The organism is Pseudomonas sp. GW821-FHT01E05 (assembly GCF_059422425.1).
Map to the genome: position 1 here is coordinate 62,227 of NZ_JBWKWW010000016.1, position 22,943 is coordinate 85,169.

General features: G+C 59.8%; 19 protein-coding genes. 4 read left to right on the top strand and 15 right to left on the bottom strand.

Annotated elements, in window-relative coordinates; translation table 11 throughout:
• Nucleotides 1-84: 84 nt before the first annotated feature.
• From tadA to treP, 7 genes are all read right to left on the bottom strand, one after another.
• Nucleotides 85-582, bottom strand: coding sequence for a tRNA adenosine(34) deaminase TadA (gene tadA, locus AC07W5_RS26935; RefSeq protein ID WP_495011119.1), 498 nt, complete (start codon nt 580-582; stop codon nt 85-87).
• The gene (locus AC07W5_RS26940; protein ID WP_495024635.1) at nt 582-1,958 is read right to left on the bottom strand and encodes a multicopper oxidase family protein; all 1,377 of its coding nucleotides are present in this window, start codon (nt 1,956-1,958) and stop codon (nt 582-584) included. The genes tadA and AC07W5_RS26940 overlap by 1 nt, the downstream gene beginning before the upstream one ends.
• Nucleotides 1,959-2,226: 268 nt before the next feature.
• The gene (locus tag AC07W5_RS26945) at nt 2,227-2,529 is read right to left on the bottom strand and encodes a PTS sugar transporter subunit IIB (RefSeq protein ID WP_495024636.1); all 303 of its coding nucleotides are present in this window, start codon (nt 2,527-2,529) and stop codon (nt 2,227-2,229) included.
• 2 nt (nt 2,530-2,531) lie between these two features.
• Nucleotides 2,532-5,069 carry a phosphoenolpyruvate--protein phosphotransferase gene (gene ptsP / locus AC07W5_RS26950; protein ID WP_495024637.1) on the bottom strand — a complete coding sequence of 846 codons (2,538 nt, stop codon included), beginning with the start codon at nt 5,067-5,069 and terminating at the stop codon, nt 2,532-2,534.
• Nucleotides 5,070-5,130: 61 nt separating this feature from the next.
• Complete coding sequence (locus AC07W5_RS26955) at nt 5,131-6,354, bottom strand: maltoporin (RefSeq protein WP_494991949.1); 1,224 nt, start codon at nt 6,352-6,354, stop codon at nt 5,131-5,133.
• A gap of 95 nt (nt 6,355-6,449) precedes the next feature.
• Nucleotides 6,450-8,099 (bottom strand): alpha,alpha-phosphotrehalase, encoded by a 1,650-nt coding sequence (treC, locus tag AC07W5_RS26960; RefSeq protein ID WP_495024638.1) that lies wholly within the window; start codon nt 8,097-8,099, stop codon nt 6,450-6,452.
• Nucleotides 8,100-8,229: 130 nt separating this feature from the next.
• A complete protein-coding gene (gene treP, locus AC07W5_RS26965) occupies nt 8,230-9,672 on the bottom strand; it encodes a PTS system trehalose-specific EIIBC component (RefSeq protein ID WP_494991947.1) in 1,443 nt (480 codons plus the stop codon).
• A 232-nt stretch (nt 9,673-9,904) separates the two neighbouring features.
• Between treP and treR the strand changes: the two genes are divergently transcribed.
• Nucleotides 9,905-10,609 carry a trehalose operon repressor gene (treR, locus tag AC07W5_RS26970; RefSeq protein WP_495024639.1) on the top strand — a complete coding sequence of 235 codons (705 nt, stop codon included), beginning with the start codon at nt 9,905-9,907 and terminating at the stop codon, nt 10,607-10,609.
• 10 nt (nt 10,610-10,619) lie between these two features.
• On the opposite strand, the gene AC07W5_RS26975 is transcribed toward treR, so the two are convergent.
• The 6 genes from AC07W5_RS26975 to AC07W5_RS27000 form a co-directional block, all read right to left on the bottom strand.
• The gene (locus tag AC07W5_RS26975) at nt 10,620-11,138 is read right to left on the bottom strand and encodes a helix-turn-helix transcriptional regulator (RefSeq protein WP_495011127.1); all 519 of its coding nucleotides are present in this window, start codon (nt 11,136-11,138) and stop codon (nt 10,620-10,622) included.
• A gap of 4 nt (nt 11,139-11,142) precedes the next feature.
• Nucleotides 11,143-11,421 carry a hypothetical protein gene (locus tag AC07W5_RS26980; protein WP_494991944.1) on the bottom strand — a complete coding sequence of 93 codons (279 nt, stop codon included), beginning with the start codon at nt 11,419-11,421 and terminating at the stop codon, nt 11,143-11,145.
• Nucleotides 11,422-11,702: 281 nt separating this feature from the next.
• Entirely contained in the window at nt 11,703-13,280 is a 1,578-nt protein-coding gene (guaA, locus tag AC07W5_RS26985; protein WP_495024640.1) for a glutamine-hydrolyzing GMP synthase, read from the bottom strand.
• 96 nt (nt 13,281-13,376) lie between these two features.
• On the bottom strand, nt 13,377-14,846 hold the full coding sequence (guaB, locus tag AC07W5_RS26990) for an IMP dehydrogenase (RefSeq protein WP_495011128.1): 1,470 nt from the start codon (nt 14,844-14,846) through the stop codon (nt 13,377-13,379).
• A 176-nt stretch (nt 14,847-15,022) separates the two neighbouring features.
• The gene (locus AC07W5_RS26995; protein WP_495011129.1) at nt 15,023-15,571 is read right to left on the bottom strand and encodes a sugar ABC transporter ATPase; all 549 of its coding nucleotides are present in this window, start codon (nt 15,569-15,571) and stop codon (nt 15,023-15,025) included.
• 151 nt (nt 15,572-15,722) lie between these two features.
• On the bottom strand, nt 15,723-16,490 hold the full coding sequence (locus AC07W5_RS27000; protein WP_495024641.1) for a sulfite exporter TauE/SafE family protein: 768 nt from the start codon (nt 16,488-16,490) through the stop codon (nt 15,723-15,725).
• A gap of 126 nt (nt 16,491-16,616) precedes the next feature.
• Here AC07W5_RS27000 and xseA point away from each other — a divergent pair, with 126 nt between their 5' ends.
• From xseA to leuA, 3 genes are all read left to right on the top strand, one after another.
• Complete coding sequence (xseA, locus tag AC07W5_RS27005; RefSeq protein WP_495024649.1) at nt 16,617-17,996, top strand: exodeoxyribonuclease VII large subunit; 1,380 nt, start codon at nt 16,617-16,619, stop codon at nt 17,994-17,996.
• A gap of 3 nt (nt 17,997-17,999) precedes the next feature.
• Nucleotides 18,000-18,821, top strand: a complete 822-nt coding sequence (locus tag AC07W5_RS27010; RefSeq protein ID WP_494991939.1) for a peptidoglycan DD-metalloendopeptidase family protein — start codon at nt 18,000-18,002, stop codon at nt 18,819-18,821.
• 364 nt (nt 18,822-19,185) lie between these two features.
• Nucleotides 19,186-20,859, top strand: coding sequence for a 2-isopropylmalate synthase (leuA, locus tag AC07W5_RS27015; RefSeq protein ID WP_494991938.1), 1,674 nt, complete (start codon nt 19,186-19,188; stop codon nt 20,857-20,859).
• A 96-nt stretch (nt 20,860-20,955) separates the two neighbouring features.
• Here leuA and AC07W5_RS27020 read toward each other — a convergent pair whose 3' ends face one another.
• Nucleotides 20,956-21,747: an amidohydrolase gene (locus AC07W5_RS27020; RefSeq protein ID WP_494991937.1), complete on the bottom strand. Its 792-nt coding sequence runs from the start codon at nt 21,745-21,747 to the stop codon at nt 20,956-20,958.
• Nucleotides 21,735-22,883 carry a pyridoxal phosphate-dependent aminotransferase gene (locus tag AC07W5_RS27025; protein ID WP_495024642.1) on the bottom strand — a complete coding sequence of 383 codons (1,149 nt, stop codon included), beginning with the start codon at nt 22,881-22,883 and terminating at the stop codon, nt 21,735-21,737. The genes AC07W5_RS27020 and AC07W5_RS27025 overlap by 13 nt, the downstream gene beginning before the upstream one ends.
• Nucleotides 22,884-22,943: the final 60 nt, after the last annotated feature.

Below are 22,943 nucleotides of genomic sequence, written 5' to 3' on the forward strand. Positions count from 1 at the left end.
GTTCAGATACACCGCGGTGCCTGCATCGCGAGCAAGCCCGCTCCCACACTCGATCCTCGCTGTTTTAAAGAGTGCATTCCTGAGTTAGTCCGCCGGTTTCGCCCTGCGCGCCTTGAAAAACTCGCTCAGGACCGTGCCGCATTCTTCGGCCAGGACCCCACCTTCGAACAACACCCGATGGTTGAGGAAGTCCTGGCTGAAGAACTGCCCCTGGCTTTGCACAATCCCCGCCTTGGGCTCCAGCGCCCCGTACACCACCCGCGCAATTCGCGAATGCACGATCAAACCGGCGCACATGCTGCACGGCTCCAGCGTCACGTACAGCGTGCTGCCCGGCAGACGGTAATTGCTCGCAGCCTGCGCTGCAGCACGGATCGCGACCATCTCGGCGTGTGCGCTGGGGTCGCTGCCGCTGATCGGGCAATTGAAGCCGCGACCGATGATTTCACCATCCTGCACCAGCACCGCGCCCACTGGCACTTCACCCAGCGCGGCGCCTTCGGCGGCCAGGGCCAGGGCTTCGCGCATGAAGTCCTGATCACGGCTGCGATCAATGATTTTCGGTTGACGCATCTGGCGCATCAGGAGACCTCGATGGCGGCCATCAGACCGGTTTCCATATGGTCGATCACATGGCAGTGGAACATCCACACACCCGGATTATCCGCCACCAGCGCGACACGGGCGCGCTCGTTTTTACCCAGCAGGTAGGTGTCAGTGAAGTACGGAATGATCGTCTTGCGGTTCGAGGAAATGACCTTGAAGCTCATGCCGTGCAAATGGACCGGGTGCTGATACTGAGTCATGTTTTTCAATTCGAAAATGTAGCTTTTGCCCTTCTTGAGCGTGGCAATCGGGCGGTCGGCGCAGGTCCTGTCGGTGATGTCCCAGGCCTTGCCGTTGATCTGCCACAGACTCGGCGGTTTGCCATTGTCCACGTTCACCGAGACTGAGCCAACCCACTCGAAGTTGAAGTTGAGTTTCTCGGCGTTGGCAATGTCCGGCTCGGAGATCGGATTGGCCGGCAGCGCCGGTGGCCATTGGGTCGGGGCATCAGTGTTGGCCACCGAACGGAAAGTGCCGATACGTACCGGCCCGTTGCGCAGGGAGAGCTCTTCGCCGGCTGGCGGTGCCTTGATCGCCAGGCAGATACGCATGCCAGGTCCCAGCCAGTATTCCTTGCCCAGCGGTCGAGGCTCGATGGGGTTGCCGTCCAGCGCGTAGATCTGCGCTTCGACGCCGGGAATGTTGATCCGATAGGTCAGGGTGTTGTCGAGGTTGAGCAAACGCACCCGCGTGACCTGCCCGGCCGGGAGGTCGACCACCGCCTGCGATACGCCGTTGATGGTCGCCAGCCGGCCGGCCGTCCCGCCACGTGCAGCTTCGCGGGGAACGCTGAAGGCAACGAACGCGCCCTCTTCGTCGACGTGCCAGCTCTTCAGGCTCAGGGTCCGCTCGTACTTGAAACCGGTGGGTTCACGCTCTTCGACGATCAACGGCCCGACCAGCCCGCGGCCCAGCTCCTTGCTGCTGTTCACGTGCGGGTGATACCAGAAGCTGCCGGCGTCCGGCGCACGGAATTTGTAATCGAAATATTCGCCGGGCAAGACCGGCAATTGCGAGACGTAGGGTACGCCGTCCATCTCCAGCGGCAGGCGAATACCATGCCAATGAATGGTGGTGGCGACCGGCAAATGGTTGATGAAGCGCACCCGCAGCCACTCGCCCTGGCGCACTCGCAACTCGGTACCCGGCGCCGAGGGGCCAAAGGCCCAGGCTTCGGTTTTGTGCCCGGCAACCAGTTCGACGTCCAGGGGGGCGGCGATCAGCTCGTAGTCGTGGCCTGCATCGGCGTCAGCCATCTTCCCCAGCCAATAGCGCGACGCGCCACCAGCCCCGACGCCAACCACTACAAGACCGGCCAGACCACCGAGTATCTGTCGACGGGAAAAGGACATGAATTCAACTACCTCACGTATCAGCAGCGGGCCTGAGCCCGCAAAAAGGCGAATACGATACACCTGCAGATGAGAAACAGTAAGGGTGGCGTGGTGACTGGCCGCAGGGGCCCCGTAGCAGCTGCCGAGCCCGCGAGGCTGCGTTCGGCTGCGCAGCAGTCGCAATCCGGCACATGCGGCGTATATGAAAGATCGCAGTGGATGGTCTTGCGACCGCTTCGCGCTCGAACGCAGCCTCGCGGGCTCGGCAGCTGCTACAGGAGCTTGGTCAATTCGACTGCGGGTTTAGCCCGATCAAATGCACCACCCCACCCGCCAACACCATCACCGCCGGGACACCGGCCGCACGCAAGGCCACCGGGTCCATTTGCGTGTCATCGTGCAGCTCCACCCGCACCCGCGTCAGGGCAATTCGTTGCCGGGATTTGAGGTTATTGGCACCACCCAATGCGGCCACGACTTCTGGCTCCAACAATGAAGAGCTTTGCGGATCAATAACAACCTTGGGCTGATCCACCACCAGATCCGGTGTCAGGGCTTTCCAGAACGCCCGCTGCAATTTCTCGAACATATTCAGTTCTCCAGAACCAATGAGGTGACGACTGCCGTCTGTTGATGCCAGTGCAAGGCTTCACGCACCTGCTCGGCGCTTTCCAGGCTCAAGACCCGTTGAGCAATGGCCTGGCATTCCCTCAGGTCCACTTCGCGGATTGTCGCTTTGATCGCCGGAATCAACGGCACACTGACCGACAGTTCATCCACCCCCAGCCCCAGTAACAGCGGCACCGCCAGGGTCTCGGAGGCCAGTGCGCCGCACACCCCGACCCACTTGCCGTGGGCGTGAGCGGCTTTCACGGTGTTGGCGATCAGGCGCAGCACTGCCGGATGGAGACTGTCGGCCTGGCTGGCCAGCCGCGGATGATCACGGTCCATGGCCAGGGTGTATTGGGTCAGGTCATTGGTGCCGATGGAGAAGAAGTCCACTTCGGGAGCGAACAGATCGGCCATCAACGCCGCGGCTGGAACTTCGATCATGATGCCGAGCTTGGGCAATGCCTTGAGCCCCAGTGTCAGCGCTTCCTCTTCGAGCATCTGCCGGGCCTGGCGCAGCTCGGACAGCTGGGTGACCATCGGCAGCATGATGTGCAAACGGGCCAGCCCGGCGCAGGTCAGGATCGCTCTGAACTGCTCACGCAACAGCTCGGGACGCTCCAGGCACAGGCGAATCCCGCGCATGCCCAGGAACGGATTGGCCTCATTCTCCATCGGCACGTAGGCCAGCGGTTTGTCGCCGCCAACGTCCAGGGTGCGCACCACCAGATTGCGCTCCGTCCCCAACGCGCGGGCGATGGCACTGTAGGTGACCGCTTGTTCATCATGGCTTGGTGCACTGTTGCGCTCCAGATAGAGAAACTCCGAACGCAGCAGACCGACACCCTCACCGCCCAGCGTCACCGCCTGCTCAACCTCTGGCAGCGAAGCGACGTTGGCCGTCACCTCGAAGTGATGACCGTCACGGGTACAGGCTGCCAGTGAAGCCTGTTCGAGTTCGCGCTGACGCCGTAGCTGTTGCTGCTGACGTTTGGTCTGTAACTGTTCGATAGCCGACAGATCCGGGTCCAGGTGCAGCTCGCCCTTGTCGGCATCGAGCAAGACTTGAGTGCCGCTGGCAAGCTGCAGCACTTGCGCCGGTAACCCGCACAAGGCCGGCAGGCCAAAGGCCCGGGCGAGAATCGCCACATGACTGGTGGCGCCGCCGCCCACGGTGACAAAGCCCAGCACCTTGCCGGTATCAAGGCCTGCGGTCTGCGAAGGCGTCAGTTGTTCGGCGATCAGGATCGCCTGCTCCGGCAAGACCCAGGCGTTGTCCTGCACACCGAGAATCAGTTTGAGCACCCGCTGGCCAACGTCCGCCAGGTCCAGAGCGCGCTCGGCCAGTAATGGACTGCCCAGGCTTTTGAACAGCTGCGAAGTCGTCTCGGTCGAACTGCGCCAGGCGAACGCGGCGCTTTTCCCTTCAGCGATCAAGGCGTGGGCCTGCTCCAGCAAGCCTGGGTCTTCCAGCAATTCCTGATGCGCCTTGAAAATCTCCGCTTGCGCACTGCCTGTCGCGTTGTCGCGCAAGCGTTGCAATGCTTGCGCAGACTGGAGCAATGCACGCTCCAGATGCCTGCGCTCTTCGGCTTGATCCGAGCCTGCCTCAACCACTTCAAGGGTCTGCTCCGCCACTTGGACTACCTGCCCGAACGCCGAGCCCGGCGAGGCACAGACGCCACGCAACAGCTTCGCCGAAGACGCTTCAACCAGCGTAACCGGCTCACTCATCGCCACCGCAACGACCGTTTCACCACAACCCGCCGCCAGCAACTCGGCCAGGGTCTTGATCGCCAGCTCGGCATCCTCGCCCGCCGCACTGACCTGCAAGGTATCGCCCTGCGCAGTCTGCAACGCCATGATCGCCACCAGGGATTTGGCGTTGGCACTGGCCTGTTGTTTATGCAGACAAATGCTCGCCGAAAACCCCTTCGCCGCCTGAGCAAATACCGCCGCAGGACGTGCATGCAAACCGTTCAGGTTGGGCAGGGTCAGCGGTTTGGAGAACAGCGCTTCGCCCTCTTGCGCCACCACAGCATCCGAGGCCTGATCGCCCGGACTCAGACGCAACAACGGCTGACCGCTCTCGACCAAACCCCTGTCCGACGTCAGTGCCGTAAAGGGCTCAGCGCTGACCACCAGCATCAAGGTCAGCAGGCTGCGGGCATGCAAGCCAACGTAGTCGGCGTCGAACACGATCAATGCCTGCCCGGCCTCAACCCGCTGGCCCTCTTCCACCAACCGTTTGAAACCCTTGCCGGCAAGGTTCACCGTGTCCAGACCAATGTGCATCAACACCTGCACACCGCTATCGTCGGTGATGCTGACCGCATGGCCACTCTGTTGCATATTGCTGATCACCCCGGCCAGCGGCGCGCAGAGGGTTTGCGACGTCGGATCGATGCACAGGCCGTCACCAATCAGACGGCTGGAAAACACCGGGTCCGGCACTTGATCGAGCGGCATCAGCACCCCGGACAAGGGCGCTAGCAGTTGCAAATGTTGGGTTGTGGCCATGACTTCACCTGCTGTTTTGTTCTTTTAAGTGCTGATGGAGCACGCGCCCCGACAGCATCGCTTATTTCCACCAGTACTCGACCTGCAAACCGACATTCGAGCCATGCAACGCCGTACCAAAAGCGCCGGTATCGGACAACGCCGAACCCGCCGCCAATTCGTTCGCCGCGCGTTTGGCTGCTTCGTTCCAGCTGGCATAGGTGTAATACAGGCGCACTTCCGGGCGCGCCCAGAAATCCGGGCCCTTGGGCGACCAGGTCGGGGCGAAGGTGAACTTGCTCAATTTACGCGTGCCGCCGGGGGCCTCGACCTGATCGTGACCGAGTTCGGTGACCAGTTTGAACTGTTCGGTGATGGCATAGGCCGGACGAATGCCGAGGGAAATCCAGTTCTGATCGTTGCCGTCCGGGCGAATGTCTTTCTGATAGACCGCTTCGACCTGGCCACCGAAGCGCGGTGTCACTTGCCAGTCGAAGAATTCCACCACACGGTAGCTCTTGTTGCTGTCGTCGAGGCCGACATTGCCGGTATAGCCCAACCCGGTGCCAGGACCTTCGCCGTACTGGAATGCCAGTTTGTTCTTGCCGCCCAAAAAGTCTTTCTGCACATGCTGGGTGGTAATCGCCCAGCCACTGTGAGCGTCACGACTGCCCGGTTTGTCGATGTAGCTCAGGCCGAACTCCAGCTCACCACCGGGGTTGGTCTTGAACCCGGCGACGTTGAAGTCGTGCCGGCTGATGTAGTCCTTCTGGAACAGGTTGTCCTTGCGCGAGAAGGCGTAGCTGTACTTCAGATCGCCGATCAGTACGTCCTCGACCCCACCGCCCGTGGCGCTCTGGTTCCAGTAGTAGAAGTCGGAAATATGGATGTCATTACGCTTGTAGTAACGCCGACCGGCCCACAACGAACCGCCGTTCAGGCTGGGCATCTTCGACCACTGGGCGTACATCTGCGGCATGCGCACCGAGCCATTGTCGCCCTCGAACGTCAGGCTGCGATCGTATTGGTTAAACAGCGACGCCATGCCATCGACGCTGAGCACCGAGCCGTCGTCGAGGGTAAACAAGTCCTGACGCAACTCCAGCTCAGCGTACTGCTCGCATTCGTTGCCGAGCCGGTATTTCGACTGCGCGCCGGGCAATTGAAAGCACGACTGCGAACTGCTGTTGACCGAGGTCCCCACGCCGCTGCGCAAGTAACCGGCGAACTCCAGGGCCTGGGCCGAGAACGGCAATGCCAGGCACACGCACGATGCTGCAAGGCTGCGATTTATGGTTGTTTTCATGAGCCACCCCATTATTTTTATTGTGTTTGCTCTGCAAAAGCGGCGCGCAACACTCCCCCGCTCGGCGCTCTGCGAGTTGTTTGAAACAGTGCTTGTCAGTGGTCGGTCAGATACAGGACGAACGACTCGTAAGGCCGCAAGAAGAGCTGTCGGCTGCGCGTTGGGCAGTCGCCATAGTTACTGATCACCAGGCGCTGCCCCATCCCGTCAGTGATCACCCCTTCCGGCAAATCAACTTCGCAGGCCGCGGCATAGAAGTTGTTCACCACCAGCAAGCGTTCACCGTCACCTTCGCGCAGGTAGGCCCAGACCTGGGTGTGGTCGGCCAGGAGCTGGCGATACACGCCGTCCTGAATCAGCGACTCGGTGCGGCGCAAAGCGATCAGTTGGCGGTAGTGATGCAGCACCGACGCCGGGTCGTCGAACTGCTGTTCGACGTTGATCAGCGCCGCATTTTCCGGCACGCCGATCCAGGGTTCGGCAGTGCTGAAACCGGCGTGGGCTTGAGCGTTCCATTGCATCGGCGTGCGGCTGTTGTCCCGGGACTTCTGCATGATCGCCGCCATGTTTTCAGCCTCGGATTCACCGGCCTCACGCTTGAGGCGATAGATGTTCAGCGTCTCGACATCGCGGTACTGGTCAATGTGATCAAAACCCGGATTGGTCATGCCCAGCTCTTCACCCTGGTACACAAAAGGCGTGCCCTGAAGGAAGTGCAGCGCGGTGCCGAGCATCTTCGCCGAGACCACTCGGTGTTCACCGTCATCACCAAAACGCGAGACCACCCGCGGTTGATCGTGGTTACACCAGAACAGTGCATTCCAGCCACCGCCGGCCTGCATGCCGGTCTGCCAATCGGAGAGGATGCGTTTGAGATCGAGGAAATCGAAATCGGCGCGTATCCATTTCTGCTGGTTCGGGTAATCGACTTTCAAATGGTGAAAGTTGAAGGTCATCGACAACTCGTTCGAGTCGGGACACGAATAACGAATGCAGTGTTCGAGGCTGGTGGAGGACATCTCACCAACATTGATCAGGTCGCTACCTTCGAAGACTTCGCGGTGCATTTCCTGCAAATAGTCGTGGACGTTCGGGCCATCGGTATAGAAGCGCCGACCGTCACTGTTGTCCTCGGGAAAGTCCGCCGGTTTCGAGATCAGATTGATCACGTCCAGACGGAACCCGCCGACGCCCTTGTCACGCCAGAAGCGCATCATTTTGAACACTTCAGCACGCACCTGCGGGTTGTCCCAGTTCAGATCCGCCTGGGTGTGGTCGAACAGATGCAGATAGTACTGACCAGTTTGTGCCTCGTATTCCCAGGCCGAACCGCCGAACTTGGATTCCCAGTTGTTCGGCTGATCGCGCCAGATATAAAAGTCGCGGTACGGATTATCGAGACTGCTGCGGGCCTGCTGGAACCACGTGTGTTCGATGGAGGTGTGGTTGACCACGATATCGAGCATCAACTTGATACCGCGTTTGCCCGCCTTGGCAATCAACAGCTCACAGTCAGTCATGGTCCCGTAGCTCGGGTCGATGGCGTAGTAGTCGCTGATGTCGTAACCGTTGTCGCGCTGTGGCGAACGCAGGAACGGCGTGATCCACAGGCAGTCGACGCCCAACCATTTCAGGTAATCGAGCTTGGCGACCACACCGAGCAAATCGCCCGTAGCGTTGCCTGCGTGGCTGTGAAAACTCTTCGGGTAGATCTGGTAGATCACCGAACGCTGCCAGTTCTGCATTGCGTATTCCTTCAATTGGTTTTGTACTGGCCCTGAGGGCCTCATCGCGAGCATCGGAACGCCGCCCGGCCCGCTCCCACATTGGAATGCGGTCAACTGTGGGAGCGAGCTTGCTCGCGATAGCGATCCATCAGGCGACTCGATACCCAGGCCGGACGATCTTCATGCTCAACCCACAGGTCAAAACGAACGGCACCACCATCGCGATCACCATGCCGATCACAAACATCGGAATGAATTGCGGAATGATCGAAATGAACCCTGGTAGCCCGCCGACGCCAATCGCCGAGGCCTGGACCTTGTTCAGGGAAAGAAAGATGCCGCCCAGCGCCGAACCGGTCAGGGCGGCGTAGAACGGAAATTTGTAGCGCAGGTTGACGCCGAACATCGCCGGCTCAGTGATACCGAAGTAGGCGGAAATCGCCGAGGTCGAGGCCATGCTCCGATCCCGCGCATTACGGCTCATGTAGAACACCGCCAGCGCCGAACTGCCCTGGGCCAGGTTGGACATGACGATCATCGGCCAGATGAAGGTGCCGCCCTGGGTCGAGATCAACTGCAGGTCCACGGCGAGGAACATATGGTGCATGCCAGTGATCACCAGCGGTGCATAGAGCAGACCGAAAATCGCCCCGCCGACCATCGGCGCCAGATCGAACAGGGTGACCACGCCTTCGGTGATGAGGATCCCCAGATGCCGCGTGACCGGGCCAATCACGGCCAGCGCCAACACGCCAGTCACCACGATGGTGGTGATCGGCACGACAAGCAGCTGAATAGCGTTCGGGATACGCGCTCGCAGCCATTTTTCGAGGGTGCTCATCACCCACGCCGCCAGCAGAATCGGCAGGATCTGCCCCTGGTAACCGACTTTCTCGATCTGGAACCAACCGAAGATGTCGAAGTACGGCAGGCTCTGACCGTCCAGCCCCGCTACCGCCTTGCCATAGTTCCAGGCATTGAGCAGATCGGGGTGCACCAGCATCAGGCCCAGGACGATGCCGAGGATCTCGCTGCCACCAAAACGCTTGGCCGCCGACCAGCCCACCAGCGCCGGCAGGAACACGAACGAGGTGTTGGCCATCAGATTGATCAGGCTCCACACGCCGTCCAGCGTCGGGTAAGCCTCAAGCAGGGTCTTGCCCTCGATGAACATGCCCTTGGCACCGATCAGGTTGTTCACCCCCATCAGCAGGCCGGCAATGATCAGTGCCGGGAGAATCGGCATGAACACATCGGAGAACACTCGCACCAGCCGCTGCATGGCGTTGGTCTTGTCAGCACCCTTCTGTTTCACATCCGCGATGGTCGACGCCGCAAGACCGGTCTGCTGACGCAGGGCCGCGTAAACCTTTTCCACTTCGCCGGGACCGATGACGACCTGAAACAGGCCACCGGTAAAGAACGAGCCTTTGACCAGATCGATCTGGTTCAGCGTCGCGCTGTCGACCCGACTCGGGTCTTTGAGCGCCAGCCGCAGTCGGGTGACACAGTGCGCAGCTTGTTCGAGGTTGTCTGCACCACCGAGGCTCTGAAGGATCTCGCTGGCGATATTCGGATAATCGTGGCTCATGCTTTTTCTTCCACTTGGATTCTTGTTATTGGAGAGCGCTATTGGCAGCACGCCGAAGTGAAAAGTACTCGTCTGTACGAGTTAAAGCAACAACTCGTACAGACGAGTTACAATTTGTTTATCCTGAACCCGACCAGCGGTGAGTTTTCCTGTGCGATCCATCTACATGGACAAACCCCAACTCTGCCCTTAAGGTTCCAGACCTTGAGCGCAGCGGGCACAGAGCCATCCCATGAGTAAATACAACCAGATCTACACCGATCTGCTTGCCAGCATCAGCACCGAACGTCTGGAACGTGGCACGCGGCTGCCCTCTGAAACCGAATTGATGGACAGCTACCAGGCCAGTCGCGGCACTGTGCGCAAGGCCATAGAGCAACTTCAGGAACGCGGCTTCGCCCAGAAAATCCACGGCAAAGGCACCTTTGTTCTGTCGCCCAACCCGATCGAATTCCAATTGGGCGGAATTGTCAGTTTCCAGGAAACCTACCCGCGGCTGGGCAACGACGTCAGCACCGAGGTGGTCGAGTTCAGCCAGTTCCCCCTCGAAGGCGCCCTGCTCGAACACATCCAGGCGCAAGAAGGCAGCCTGATCACCCGTATCAAGCGCATACGCCGAATCGACGGCAAGCGTGTGATCCTCGACATCAACCACTTTGTCGCCGATGTGATCCCAGGCCTGAATCGCGAGATCGCCGAGCACTCGATCTACGCCTTCATCGAGCAAACCCTGCAACTGCAAATCAGCTATGCCCAGCGGACCATCGAAGCGGTACCGCGCAGCAAGGATGACCAACAACACCTGGATCTTGAGGGCCAGAGCCATGTCATCGTGGTCAGCAACCAGACCTTTCTGCAGGACGGTCGTCAGTTCGAGTACACCGAATCACGGCATACGCTGGACAAGTTCTACTTCTCGGACGTTGCGCGGCGCTGAGAGGAGTGCGTCAAACCAGCGCCTGCCACTCGGCGCTCAGGGCCACAACCCGGCGTGACTCCTTGACGAGATTGACGCTTTGCGCGATCCGGGCGACGTCGATCACCGGTTGTTCGAGGCTGTAGCCGCCCTTTGCATCCAGCCAGCTCAATACCTCAGCCAGGTGCCAGACGGATGTCTTGCCCTCATGAACGGCCAACGGGAAGCTGTTGGAATGGGTCAGCATCAGTTTGCGCATGTTCTGCCGCGAAACGCCGACGATGTCGGCAATATCCGTCAGACCGACGAAGTCCGGTGCCACCTCCACCAGACGAGCGTCAGGAATGATGCGCTTGACGTCCATCAGTGCGCTCAACAGCGCCGTTTCCGCAGTCGCGGCCTCACGGGTGAACGCCAAGGCCAACCGGCCCGGCAATCCGATACCGACCAACGCATCATCGCAGCCTGCCGCGTATAGACGTTCGACCAACTGGTCGGGATCGCAATCGCACTCCGCGAGCTGATACTTGAGGGTGAAAATGTAGTCCATTGATTTACTCCTTGAGTCGAGGTGCTGATTTCCCGTCAATCACCTGCTGCGTCGTACAGTTATCAACCACCCGCCGTAGCGCCCTCGCGTGATTGAACGAGTTTCTCGGTGTGCTGCACACGCTGGTAATACAGAACTCACCACAGCGGCAAAGGTCATGTCTGAAAGGGCAGTAGATCTTTCCCCAAGCGTGACTGCCACCGACTTCTATCCGCCAGCCTTGTTCTTCGGCATGACGCAGGGCCATTTCGATTTCTTTTTCAGGGTGAGATGCACGAGCCATCCATAGCCTCCAGTCTCGTCAAGAACTGCAAGGTTGTCAAATGACAACCAGCCAAAAATCCACCGCCCCTTTCCCGAAACTTGAGCTGCCAAGGCCGCTCGGACAGGGCTGGAAGATTATCTGGAGAGCGTACAGACGAGACTGATAGCAGGCTTGGCCTATGTCTTTCAGAGTATTGCGAAGGGTTTTTACAGCAGCTGAAACGCCAGCGGCGATCGACACCAAGGTGCCGATCGCCGCTGTTTAAACGCGCAGATTACAGGCCGGCGAGCCGGTCTGGATCATTCCCACTCGATGGTCGCAGGCGGCTTGCTCGACACGTCGTAAGTGACGCGGGAGATGCCTTCGATTTCATTGATGATCCGGCCGCTGACGGTTTCCAGCAGCTCGTAAGGCAGGTGCGCCCAACGTGCGGTCATGAAGTCGATGGTTTCTACTGCACGCAGGGCCACGACCCAGGCGTAACGACGGCCGTCGCCGACCACGCCTACCGATTTCACCGGCTGGAACACTACGAAGGCCTGGCTGACTTTGTGGTACCAGTCGGCCTTGCGCAGCTCTTCGATGAAGATATGGTCCGCGCGACGCAGCAGGTCGGCGTATTCCTTCTTCACTTCACCCAGGATCCGCACGCCCAGGCCCGGGCCCGGGAACGGGTGACGGTAGACCATGTCGTACGGCAGGCCGAGTTCCAGGCCCAGACGACGGACTTCGTCCTTGAACAGCTCGCGCAGGGGTTCAACCAGCTTGAGGTTCATTTCGTCCGGCAGGCCACCCACGTTGTGGTGCGACTTGATCACGTGAGCCTTGCCGCTTTTCGCGCCAGCCGACTCGATCACGTCCGGGTAGATGGTGCCCTGGGCCAGGTACTTGATGTTGTCCAGCTTGTTGGACTGGGCATCGAACACGTCAATGAACGTACGGCCGATGATCTTGCGTTTCTTCTCAGGGTCCGACTCGCCGGCCAGGTTGTTCAGGAACTGGTCTTCAGCGTTGGCGCGAATCACTTTGACGCCCATGTTCTCGGCGAACATGGCCATCACTTGCTCACCTTCGTGCAGACGCAGCAGGCCGTTGTCGACGAAAACGCAGGTCAGTTGGTTGCCAATGGCTTTGTGCAACAGCGCGGCAACCACCGAGGAATCCACACCGCCGGACAGGCCGAGCAGCACGTTGTCGGTGCCAACCTGGGCACGGATTTGCGCGATGGCGTCATCAGCGATGTGCGACGGCGTCCACAGGGCTTCGCAGCCGCAGATGTCGAGGATGAAACGCGAAAGGATGCGACCGCCCTGCTTGGTGTGGGTCACTTCCGGGTGGAACTGCACGCCGTAGTAGCCGCGGGTGTCGTCGGCCATGCCGGCGATCGGGCAGCTTGGGGTGCTGGCCAGAATGTGGAAGCCTTTCGGGATTTCGGTAACTTTGTCGCCGTGGCTCATCCACACATCGAGACCGAAGACGCCATCGGCATCGACATGGTCTTCGATGCCGTCCAGGACGCGGCTCTTGCCGACTACGTCGACACGGGCGTAACCGAACTCACGCAGCTCGGAACCTTCAACACGGCCGCCCAGTTGCTCGGCCATGGTCTGCATGCCGTAGCAGATACCGAAAACCGGTACGCCGAGATCCCAGACCGCTTGCGGCGCGCGTGGGCTGTCGGCTTCGTGCACGGACTCCGGGCCGCCGGCGAGGATGATCCCGCGCGGCGCGAATTCGCGGATCGCTTCGTCGTCCATGTCGAACGGATGCAGCTCGCAGTAAACGCCGATTTCACGCACGCGGCGGGCGATCAGCTGGGTGTACTGGGAACCGAAGTCGAGGATCAGGATGCGGTGAGCGTGAATGTCGAGGGCCATGATTCAGTCTCGTCTAAGTAATTCAAAAACAGTCTTGATTCAGAAACAACTCGGGGCTGAAAACAGCCCCGGTTACTTAACGTTTTGCTGGAAGCATCAACCTACGCGGTAGTTTGGCGCTTCTTTGGTGATCTGCACGTCGTGGACATGCGATTCAGCCATGCCGGCGCCGGTGATGCGCACGAACTCTGGCTTGGTACGCATCTCTTCGATGTTGGCGCTACCGGTATAACCCATCGAAGAACGCAGGCCGCCCATCAGCTGGTGGATGATGGCGCTCAGGGTGCCCTTGTACGGAACACGCCCTTCGATGCCTTCCGGAACCAGCTTCTCGGCACCCGCGGAGGAGTCCTGGAAGTAACGGTCGGAGGAGCCTTGAGCCTGGGACATGGCGCCCAGCGAACCCATGCCACGGTATGCCTTGTACGAACGGCCCTGGAACAGTTCGATCTCGCCTGGAGCTTCTTCGGTACCGGCGAACATCGAGCCCATCATCACGCAGGAAGCACCGGCAACGATGGCCTTGGACAGGTCACCGGAGAAACGGATGCCGCCGTCGGCGATCAGAGGGACGCCAGTGCCTTCAAGGGCAGCGGCGACGTTGGCGATGGCGCTGATTTGCGGCACACCAACACCGGCAACGATACGCGTGGTGCAGATCGAGCCAGGGCCGATACCGACCTTGACCGCGTCAGCGCCGGCTTCGGCCAGGGCCTTGGCAGCAGCGCCGGTGGCAATGTTGCCGCCGATCACCTGGACTTCAGGGAAGTTCTCTTTGACCCAGCGAACGCGGTCGATCACGCCTTTGGAGTGACCGTGGGCGGTGTCGACCACCACCACGTCAACGCCGGCAGCAACCAGTGCCGCGACGCGATCGCCGGTGTCTTTACCGGTACCGACCGCAGCGCCGACACGCAGACGACCCTGGTCGTCCTTGCTGGCCAGCGGGTAGGCCTTGGCTTTTTCGATGTCTTTGACGGTCATCATGCCTTTGAGGGCAAACTTGTCGTCGACGATCAGGACTTTTTCCAGGCGGTGCTTGTGCAGCAGCTCGCGGACTTCGTTCTTGTTGGCGCCTTCGCGAACGGTGACCAGACGCTCTTTCGGCGTCATGACTTCACGAACGGTAGCTTCCAGACGGGTTTCGAAACGCACGTCACGGGAGGTGACGATGCCGACCAGGTCGCCATCGTGCAGCACCGGAACGCCGGAAATGTTGTGCATGCGGGTCAGTTCGAACAGATCACGTACCGTGGCGTCAGCCTCGATGGTGATCGGGTCCTTGACCACGCCGGCTTCGAACTTCTTGACCTTGCGCACTTCGGCAGCTTGCTGCTCGACGGTCATGTTCTTGTGAATGATGCCGATGCCGCCTTCCTGAGCCATGGCAATTGCCAGACGGGCTTCAGTGACGGTGTCCATAGCGGCGGAAACCAGTGGAATATTCAGCTCGATGCCACGGGTAAGACGGGTTTTGAGACTGACTTCGTTAGGAAGAACCTCGGAATAACCGGGCACTAAGAGAATGTCGTCGAAGGTCAGAGCTTCTTGGCTGATACGCAGCATCGCGGGGGCTCCCGAGCGGGAAAATGGAAGCGCGCCATTATACTCAGACACCCCCTTCGGCTCAATGTAAAACTCTGCCTATTATCGGCGGGGTGATGGGAGGGTCATTTGAAGACCGCAGCCTCTGCATCGCGAGCAAGCTTCACTCCTGCAGGAGCGACTTTGTTCTAACCTGGTTAAAGCTCGACCTTGACCCAGGTCACCGGCTGATCAAGCCATTCGGCAAACTCATCGAGAAAGCTCTGTTTGAATCCCGCTTCGGCCCAGTTATTAAAGATGAAGCCCAGATTGGAAAAACCGCATTCCTGCAAAAACAGAAAGCCGTTGATGTCGTCTTCATGGCCACATTCCGGGCAGGTGAAGTTATCCGTGCGTCCGGGCATCCAGTCTTCCAGGCTGTCGAACAGGGCTTCACCCACTTCTTTTCGGCACTCAGCGCAGCCAGCTTCTTCGAGAAAGCCTTTGGCCGGTGTATAGATGCAGCGCTTGGTGATGATCTCCAGACCATTCACCGGCTCACCGAAAGGTAACGCCTCAGGGTGCAGCACCACGCTGCAAGCCCCCGGCGCAATCGCATGGGCCATGCGGTTGCCCGTACGACCGCAGGTGGTCAGTTCTTCTTCGATGATGTTCTTGCGCACCAGCCAACGCACGATCGCCCGCGCTCGGGGTTCGTGCACCGGCAGTGTGGAAATTTTCGGGACGATGATGCTTTGGGAGTTCATGGTGGGGCCTGAAGCGTTGAATGAGATTTTTGCGTTGTCCGGTCAGCCGTCTCGCCGGCGAGTCTCCTGCATGAATCGATAAATCTGCAGGAGCAAGGCTTGCCCGCGAATGGATCTGGCGGCCGGCAGCTTAATCCCTGACACCATCAGGTCAAGTACTCAGATAACGAGTGATCAAGGCAATGCCGCTGGCCAGTACCAGCCAGGTCACCAGCCGCACAAAGGCGTCCCGGGACAGCTTCATGGTCAATCGGCGACCGATCAACAGCCCCAGCGCCATTGCTGGCAGTAAACACAGAGCCAACAACAGTAAGGGTAGTTCGGCATACACACCCGCGAGCGTAAACAGACTCAAACGCACCACCGTGCTGCAACTGATCAGCGCACTCTGGGTCGCCCGCGCGGCATCCTTCGGCAAACGGCTGTTCAAATAGATCGCATATAAAAAGCCGCCACTGCCAAACAACGCACCAAACAACCCGCCCACCGTGCCCATCGGGATCGACCACCCGGCAGCAAGCTGGGCGGGACGGATTTTCACCGACAGGCTGTAGATCGCATAAGCACTGATAAACAGCCCCATGAGCAGCAACAACACGTCGGCTTTGAGATTGAGCAGAAAAATCACCCCCAAGGTGCAACCCACGGCCATGCACGGCAGCAGCCTCAGTAACTCAGGCTTGATCACATTGCGTCGTGAAGGCAACAAATTGCCAAACGCCGCGACAAAATCCAGCAACACCAGCAGCGGCACAATCTTCGACAGCGGCATGAACAGAATCAATATCGGTCCCGCCACTAGCGCCGTGCCGAAGCCGGCGATGCCGAACACGATATAGGCCAGGGCTATGCCCAGCTCGATCACCAGCCATTCCACCGCGCCGAACGGCCATTGATTTAACAGTGCGACAACACTCATTGGTACGACTTCCCTGATCCTTTTCAGGATGACTTGTAGCAGCAGGCTGCGCCAGCTGCTACGCAGGATCGCGCGATCCCATAGAGTCGTGGAGATTGACCGCCGAATGCCTTTATCATGCGCCCCATGATTAAAGACCCCTTTGCAAGACTCGGCCTCGACCGCGAAGTCCTGACTGTCAGCCAACTCAACGGCCGGGCACGGGTGTTGCTGGAAGATGTGTTCAGCAACATCTGGGTCGAAGGCGAAATCTCCAACCTCGCCCGCCCGGCCTCCGGTCACGTGTATTTCACCCTCAAGGACAGCGGTGCCCAGGTGCGTTGTGCACTGTTCCGGCAGAATGCCGCGCGGGTTCGTCAGGCGTTGAAAGACGGCCTGGCCGTCAAGGTGCGCGGCAAGGTTTCGTTGTTCGAAGGCCGTGGCGACTATCAACTGATTCTCGACACCGTGGAGCCTGCCGGCGATGGCGCGCTGCGTCTGGCCTTCGATGCACTGAAGGAAAAACTCAGTGCCGAAGGCCTGTTCAGCGCCGAACGAAAAGTGCCGCTGCCTGCCCATCCACAACGCATCGGTATCATCAGCTCACCAACCGGCGCGGTGATACGCGACATCATCAGCGTGTTCCGCCGCCGTGCCCCGCAAGTCCGGCTGACCCTGATCCCGACTGCCGTGCAGGGCCGTGAAGCCACGGCGCAGATCGTCCGCGCCCTGCAGCTGGCCGACGCCCGCGGCTTCGACGCGCTGATCCTGGCGCGCGGCGGCGGTTCGCTGGAAGACCTTTGGTGTTTCAACGAAGAAGCCGTCGCCCGTGCGGTGGATGCCTGCGTGACACCCATTGTCAGCGCCGTGGGCCATGAAACCGATGTGTCGATCAGCGACTTCGTCGCCGACATCCGTGCGCCGACGCCTTCCGCCGCCGCTGAATTGCTGGCACCGGATTCCAGCGATCTACAACGCCGGGTCGAAAGCCTGCACCGCCGCCTGGTGATGCGTATTCGCGATCGGCTGATGCGCGACCGCCTGCGCCTGGAAGGCATGGCGCGTCGCTTGCGTCATCCCGGCGAACGCCTGCGCCAGCAAGCGCAACGTCTGGATGACCTGGACATGCGCATGCGCCGCGCTTTCGAGCGCAGCCTCAATATCCGTCGCGAGCGGCTGATCCGCCTGGAAACCCGCCTCGCCGGGCAGCATCCCGGTCGGCAGTTGGCCATGCTGCGCCAACGCCTCGAAAGCCTCGCCGAACGCTTGCCGCGTGCGATGCGCGAAGGTTTGAAGACCCGTCGCCTGCAACTGCAAAGCCAGATGCAAACGCTGCATGTGGTCAGCCCGCTGGCGACCCTCAGCCGTGGTTACAGCATATTGCTGGACGAGCGCGGCCAGGCCATTCGCAGCGCCGCACAGACCCACACTGGTCAGCGCCTGAAGGCCAGGCTCGGCGAAGGTGAATTGCAGGTGCGCGTCGAAGACAATCACCTGACGCCTGTCACCCTTTCTTTACTGGATTGATCCATGCTGCGTTTTCTTGGCTCCCTGCTGTTACTTTGCTTGTCTTTCAACGCCCATGCCGACAGTTACATCACCCGTCTGCTGAACAAACCGGTGCCCGGTGGCGTCGCAGTCGTCGATCTCGGTCCTTCGGCTCAAGTGCCAAAAGCCAGCTATCAGGACAAACCGTTGCTGGTGATCAAGGAACAGAACAACTGGCTGGCGATTGTTGGCGTGCCTTTGACGGCCAAACCGGGCAGCCAGCAGATCAGCGCGGGCGGCCGCAGCCTGAGTTTCACCGTCGGCAACAAGCACTACCCGGAACAGCGCATCACCCTGAAAAACCAGCGGCAGGTCAATCCAAACCCGGCGGATCTGAAACGCATCGACGCTGAATTGGCCGAACAGATTCGCGCCTACCGCAGCTTCAGTCCGAACACACCGAGCAACCTGTTACTGGACAAACCGGTCGATGGCCCGCTTTCCAGCAAGTTTGGTGTGCGCCGTTTCTTCAACGGCGAGGAACGCAATCCCCACGCCGGGCTGGACTTCGCCGTGCCCGCTGGCACACCGATCAAAACTCCGGCCGCCGGCAAGGTGATCCTGATCGGCAACTATTTCTTCAATGGCAATACAGTGTTCGTTGACCACGGCCAGGGCTTTATCAGCATGTTCTGCCATATGTCTAAAATCGACGTGAAGGTAGGCCAGCAACTGGCCCGCAGTAGCGTGGTTGGCAAAGTCGGCTCCACCGGCCGGGCGACTGGACCACATATGCATTGGAACGTAAGTTTGAATGACACCCGGGTTGATCCGGCGATCTTTATCGGTGCCTTCCAGCCGTAATCGCCGCCGATTCAGGGATCGTTCCCACGCAGAGCGCAGGAACGATCATTGCTGACCTTTTAACATCAACGCAATTAATCCAACAACAAGAACAATTTAGCGCCACAAAATCTCGAAACACGCTTTAAAAACAGAAATTATCTCAATTTTTTTCACCAGCTTGCCATCCTTCACCCCAATGGTTAGGGTTGAAGGCATGAAAACCTCTCACACCCTCATTCAGCGTCGTCAACACCGCAGCCTCTGCCTCGTCAGTGCACGACTGCCAGGGTGAATCGCGGTGCCTCGTCCCCTGCTTCATCCATAGAAAATTTGATTCAACGGCAGGCCGCCTCTTTTCGGCCAACTCAATAAGGATTTCCTGATGACCATGCTCAAAGACCCGTCTTCGAAATACCGCGCGTTCCCTACCATCAACTTGCCGGACCGCACCTGGCCATCGAAAACCATCACCGCCGCGCCGATCTGGTGCAGCTCCGACTTGCGCGACGGCAACCAGTCGTTGATCGAGCCGATGGACGCGGTCAAGAAGCTGCGCTTCTGGAAAACCCTGGTCGCCGTTGGCGTGAAGGAAATCGAAGCCTCCTTCCCTGCCGCTTCGCAAACCGATTTCGACTTCGTACGGACCCTGATCGAAGGCAACCACATCCCGGACGACACCACCATCCAGGTGCTGACCCAAGGCCGTGAAGACCTGATCGAGCGCACGTTCGAATCCCTGCGCGGCGCGAAAAAAGCCATCGTTCACTTGTACAACGCCACCAGCCCATCCTTCCGCAAGATTGTCTTCAATCAGGACAAGGAAGGGATCAAGGCAATCGCCGTGAATGCCGCCAAGCTGTTCGTCAAATACGCAGCCCGGCAGCCGGAAACCCAGTGGACCTTCGAATACTCGCCAGAGACCTTCAGCGCCACCGAGCTGGAGTTCTCCAAGGAAGTCTGCGACGCCGTGATCGAGGTCTGGAACCCGACGCCTGAAAACAAGGTGATCCTCAACCTGCCAGCCACCGTCGAATGCGCGACCCCGAACATCTATGCCGACCAGATCGAGTGGTTCGGTCGTCACATCCACCGCCGTGACAGCGTGGTGATCAGCCTGCACACCCACAACGACCGTGGCACTGGCGTTGCCGCCACCGAGCTGGGTCTGATGGCTGGTGCCGATCGCGTCGAAGGCTGCCTGTTCGGCAACGGTGAGCGTACCGGTAACGTCGACCTGGTGACCGTGGCGTTGAACCTCTACACCCAGGGCGTCGATCCCGAGCTGGACTTTTCCGACATCGACGGCGTGCGCAAAGTCGTTGAAGAGTGCAACCAGATCCCCGTGCACCCGCGTCACCCGTATGTCGGCGACCTGGTTCACACCGCATTCTCCGGCTCGCACCAGGACGCTATCCGCAAAGGCTTCACTCAACAAAAACCGGACACCCTCTGGGAAGTGCCGTACTTGCCGATCGACCCGGCCGACATCGGTCGCAGCTACGAGGCGGTGATCCGCGTCAACAGCCAGTCGGGCAAAGGCGGTATCGCTTACTTGCTGGAACAGGAATACGGGATCAACTTGCCGCGTCGCATGCAGATCGAGTTCAGCCAGGTGGTACAGCGTGAAACCGACCGCCTGGGCCTTGAAATGACTGCCCAGCAGATCCATGCCTTGCTCCACAGCGAGTACTTGCAGGCCAACCTGCCTTACGCGCTGGTCAGCCATCGTTTGCAGGAAGAGAACGGCCACAGCACAGTCGAGATCGAGGTTCACTGCGACGGAGAAACCCAACATTGGCGCGGTAAGGGTAATGGCGCCCTGGAAGCCCTGGTGGCCGGTCTGCCGATCGCCGTGGAGATCATGGACTACAACGAACACGCTATCGGCGCGGGCACCAATGCCAAGGCTGCGGCCTACATTGAACTGCGCGTGAACGGCGAACGTGCAGTACACGGTGTGGGCATCGATGAAAACATCACCACTGCCAGCTTCAAGGCCCTGTTCAGCGCGCTGAACCGCTCCCTGAGCCAGACACCAGCCCAAGAAGCAGCGTAACCAGTTGAAATACAAAAGGCCCCGGGGTTAACACCTCGGGGCCTTTTTGTTGGGCTGATCGTTCCCACGCAGAACGTGGGAACGATCTAGAAGCGCCTATGTGAGCTGAAAGGTATCCGCATCCAGGTTAGCCGGAAACCGCGTCCGGTAAGCCGCCAGCTCGGCAGCGTTCAGGCAGACCTGAAACACCCCATCCGCCTCCCCGGCGCTGAGCAGGGTTTCGCCCTGGAAATCCAGCACCTGGCTGTCGCCGGTATAGGCGAAGCCTTTGCCATCGGTGCCAATCCGATTCACCGCCGCCACGTAGCAGAGGTTTTCGATGGCGCGCGCCGGCAACAGGCGGTTCCAGTGCTGACGCCGGGCGCCAGGCCAGTTGGCGGTGTACAGCAGCAAATCGGTGTCCTGAGCATCGCGGCTCCACACCGGGAAGCGCAGGTCATAGCAAATCAGCGGACGCACCCGCCAGCCTTTGAGCTCGAACTGCACCTGACGCTCGCCCGGCGTGAAGTGGTTGTGTTCCCCGGCCATACGGAACAAGTGGCGCTTGTCGTAATGCCAGACTTCACCGTCGGGACGCGCCCACAGCAAGCGATTGCGATGGCTGCCATCGGCGGCCTGGACAATCACGCTACCGGTGATCACCGCATCCAGCTTTTTTGCCTGGCTACGCAGCCACTTGCTGGTGGGGCCGTTTTCCGGCTCGGCCAGGGCTTCGGACGCCATGGAAAAGCCAGTGGTGAACATTTCCGGCAGAATGATCAGGTCCGCGCCCCGGGCTTGTTCGAGCAGTTGCTCGAAATGCTCGAGGTTCGCCTGACGGTCATGCCAGGCCAGCGTTGTCTGAATCAGCGCTATGTTCAGATTTGGTAGTGCACTCAGATCACGCATAGTTTTTCCGCAGCCTGGCGCAGCGTCTCCTCGCGCTTGGCAAAACACAGACGTACCAGACGCTGCCCTTGCGGTGGGTTCTGGTAGAACACCGAGATCGGAATCGTCGCCACACCGTGCTCACGAGTCATCCATAGCGCCATATCGACGTCATTAAGGTCAGGGCGAATCCGCGAATAGTCCACCAACTGGAAATAGGTCCCGGCGACCCGAGTGAAACTGAACCGCGAAGGTGTCAGCAAGTCGCAGAACAGATCACGCTTGGCCTGATAGAAGCCCGGCAGTTCTTCGACATGCTCAGGGTGTTCGGCCATGTAATCGGCCAAGGCATATTGCAACGGCGTGACGCCGCAGAAACTGACGTACTGGTGCACCTTGCGCAGCTCAGCGGTCAAGGCGGGCGGGGCCACCACGTAGCCAGTTTTCCAGCCTGTGACGTGGTAAGTCTTGCCGAAGGAACTCACTACAAAGGCCCGCTGATACAGCTCTTCATGGGCCAGCACGCTGACGTGAGGCACACCGTCGAACACCAGATGCTCGTAGACCTCATCGCTGATCACATAAATATCGCGATCGCGGATCAGCGCCGCCAACTGGTCCAGCTCGGCGCGAGTAATCAGTGCGCCACTTGGGTTGTGCGGAGAGTTGAGGATGATCATCCGCGTACGTGGACTCAGCGCTTCGCCAAGCTTCTGCCAGTCGATGGCGAAGTCATCCAGGCCCAACTGAACGTGTACGCAACGACCGCCAGCCAGTTCCACCGACGGTTCATAACTGTCGTAGCACGGGTCGAAAACGATGACTTCGTCGCCGCTGCGGATCACCGCTTGAATGGCACAGAAAATCGCCTGAGTCGCGCCGGGAGTGATGGTCACTTCGCTGTCGGCGTCCACCGTGCAGCCATAGCTGCGGGCGATCTTGGCCGCGACTTGCTGGCGCAGCGCCGGCAGGCCGGTCATGGGTGAATACTGGTTGTGGCCACTGGCGATATGCCGGCCTACGGCATCACGCAGGGCCTGCGGGCCGTCGAAATCGGGAAAACCCTGGGACAGATTGAGCGCGCCGGTTTCTACCGCGAGCTGTGACATGCGAGTAAAGATGGTGGTGCCGACATTCGGCAGCTTACTGGTGATCATGGGTAATTCCCTGCTGAACACCCGGCTCTACGGCGGCACGGGAGAGCCCGAGGATAGCCC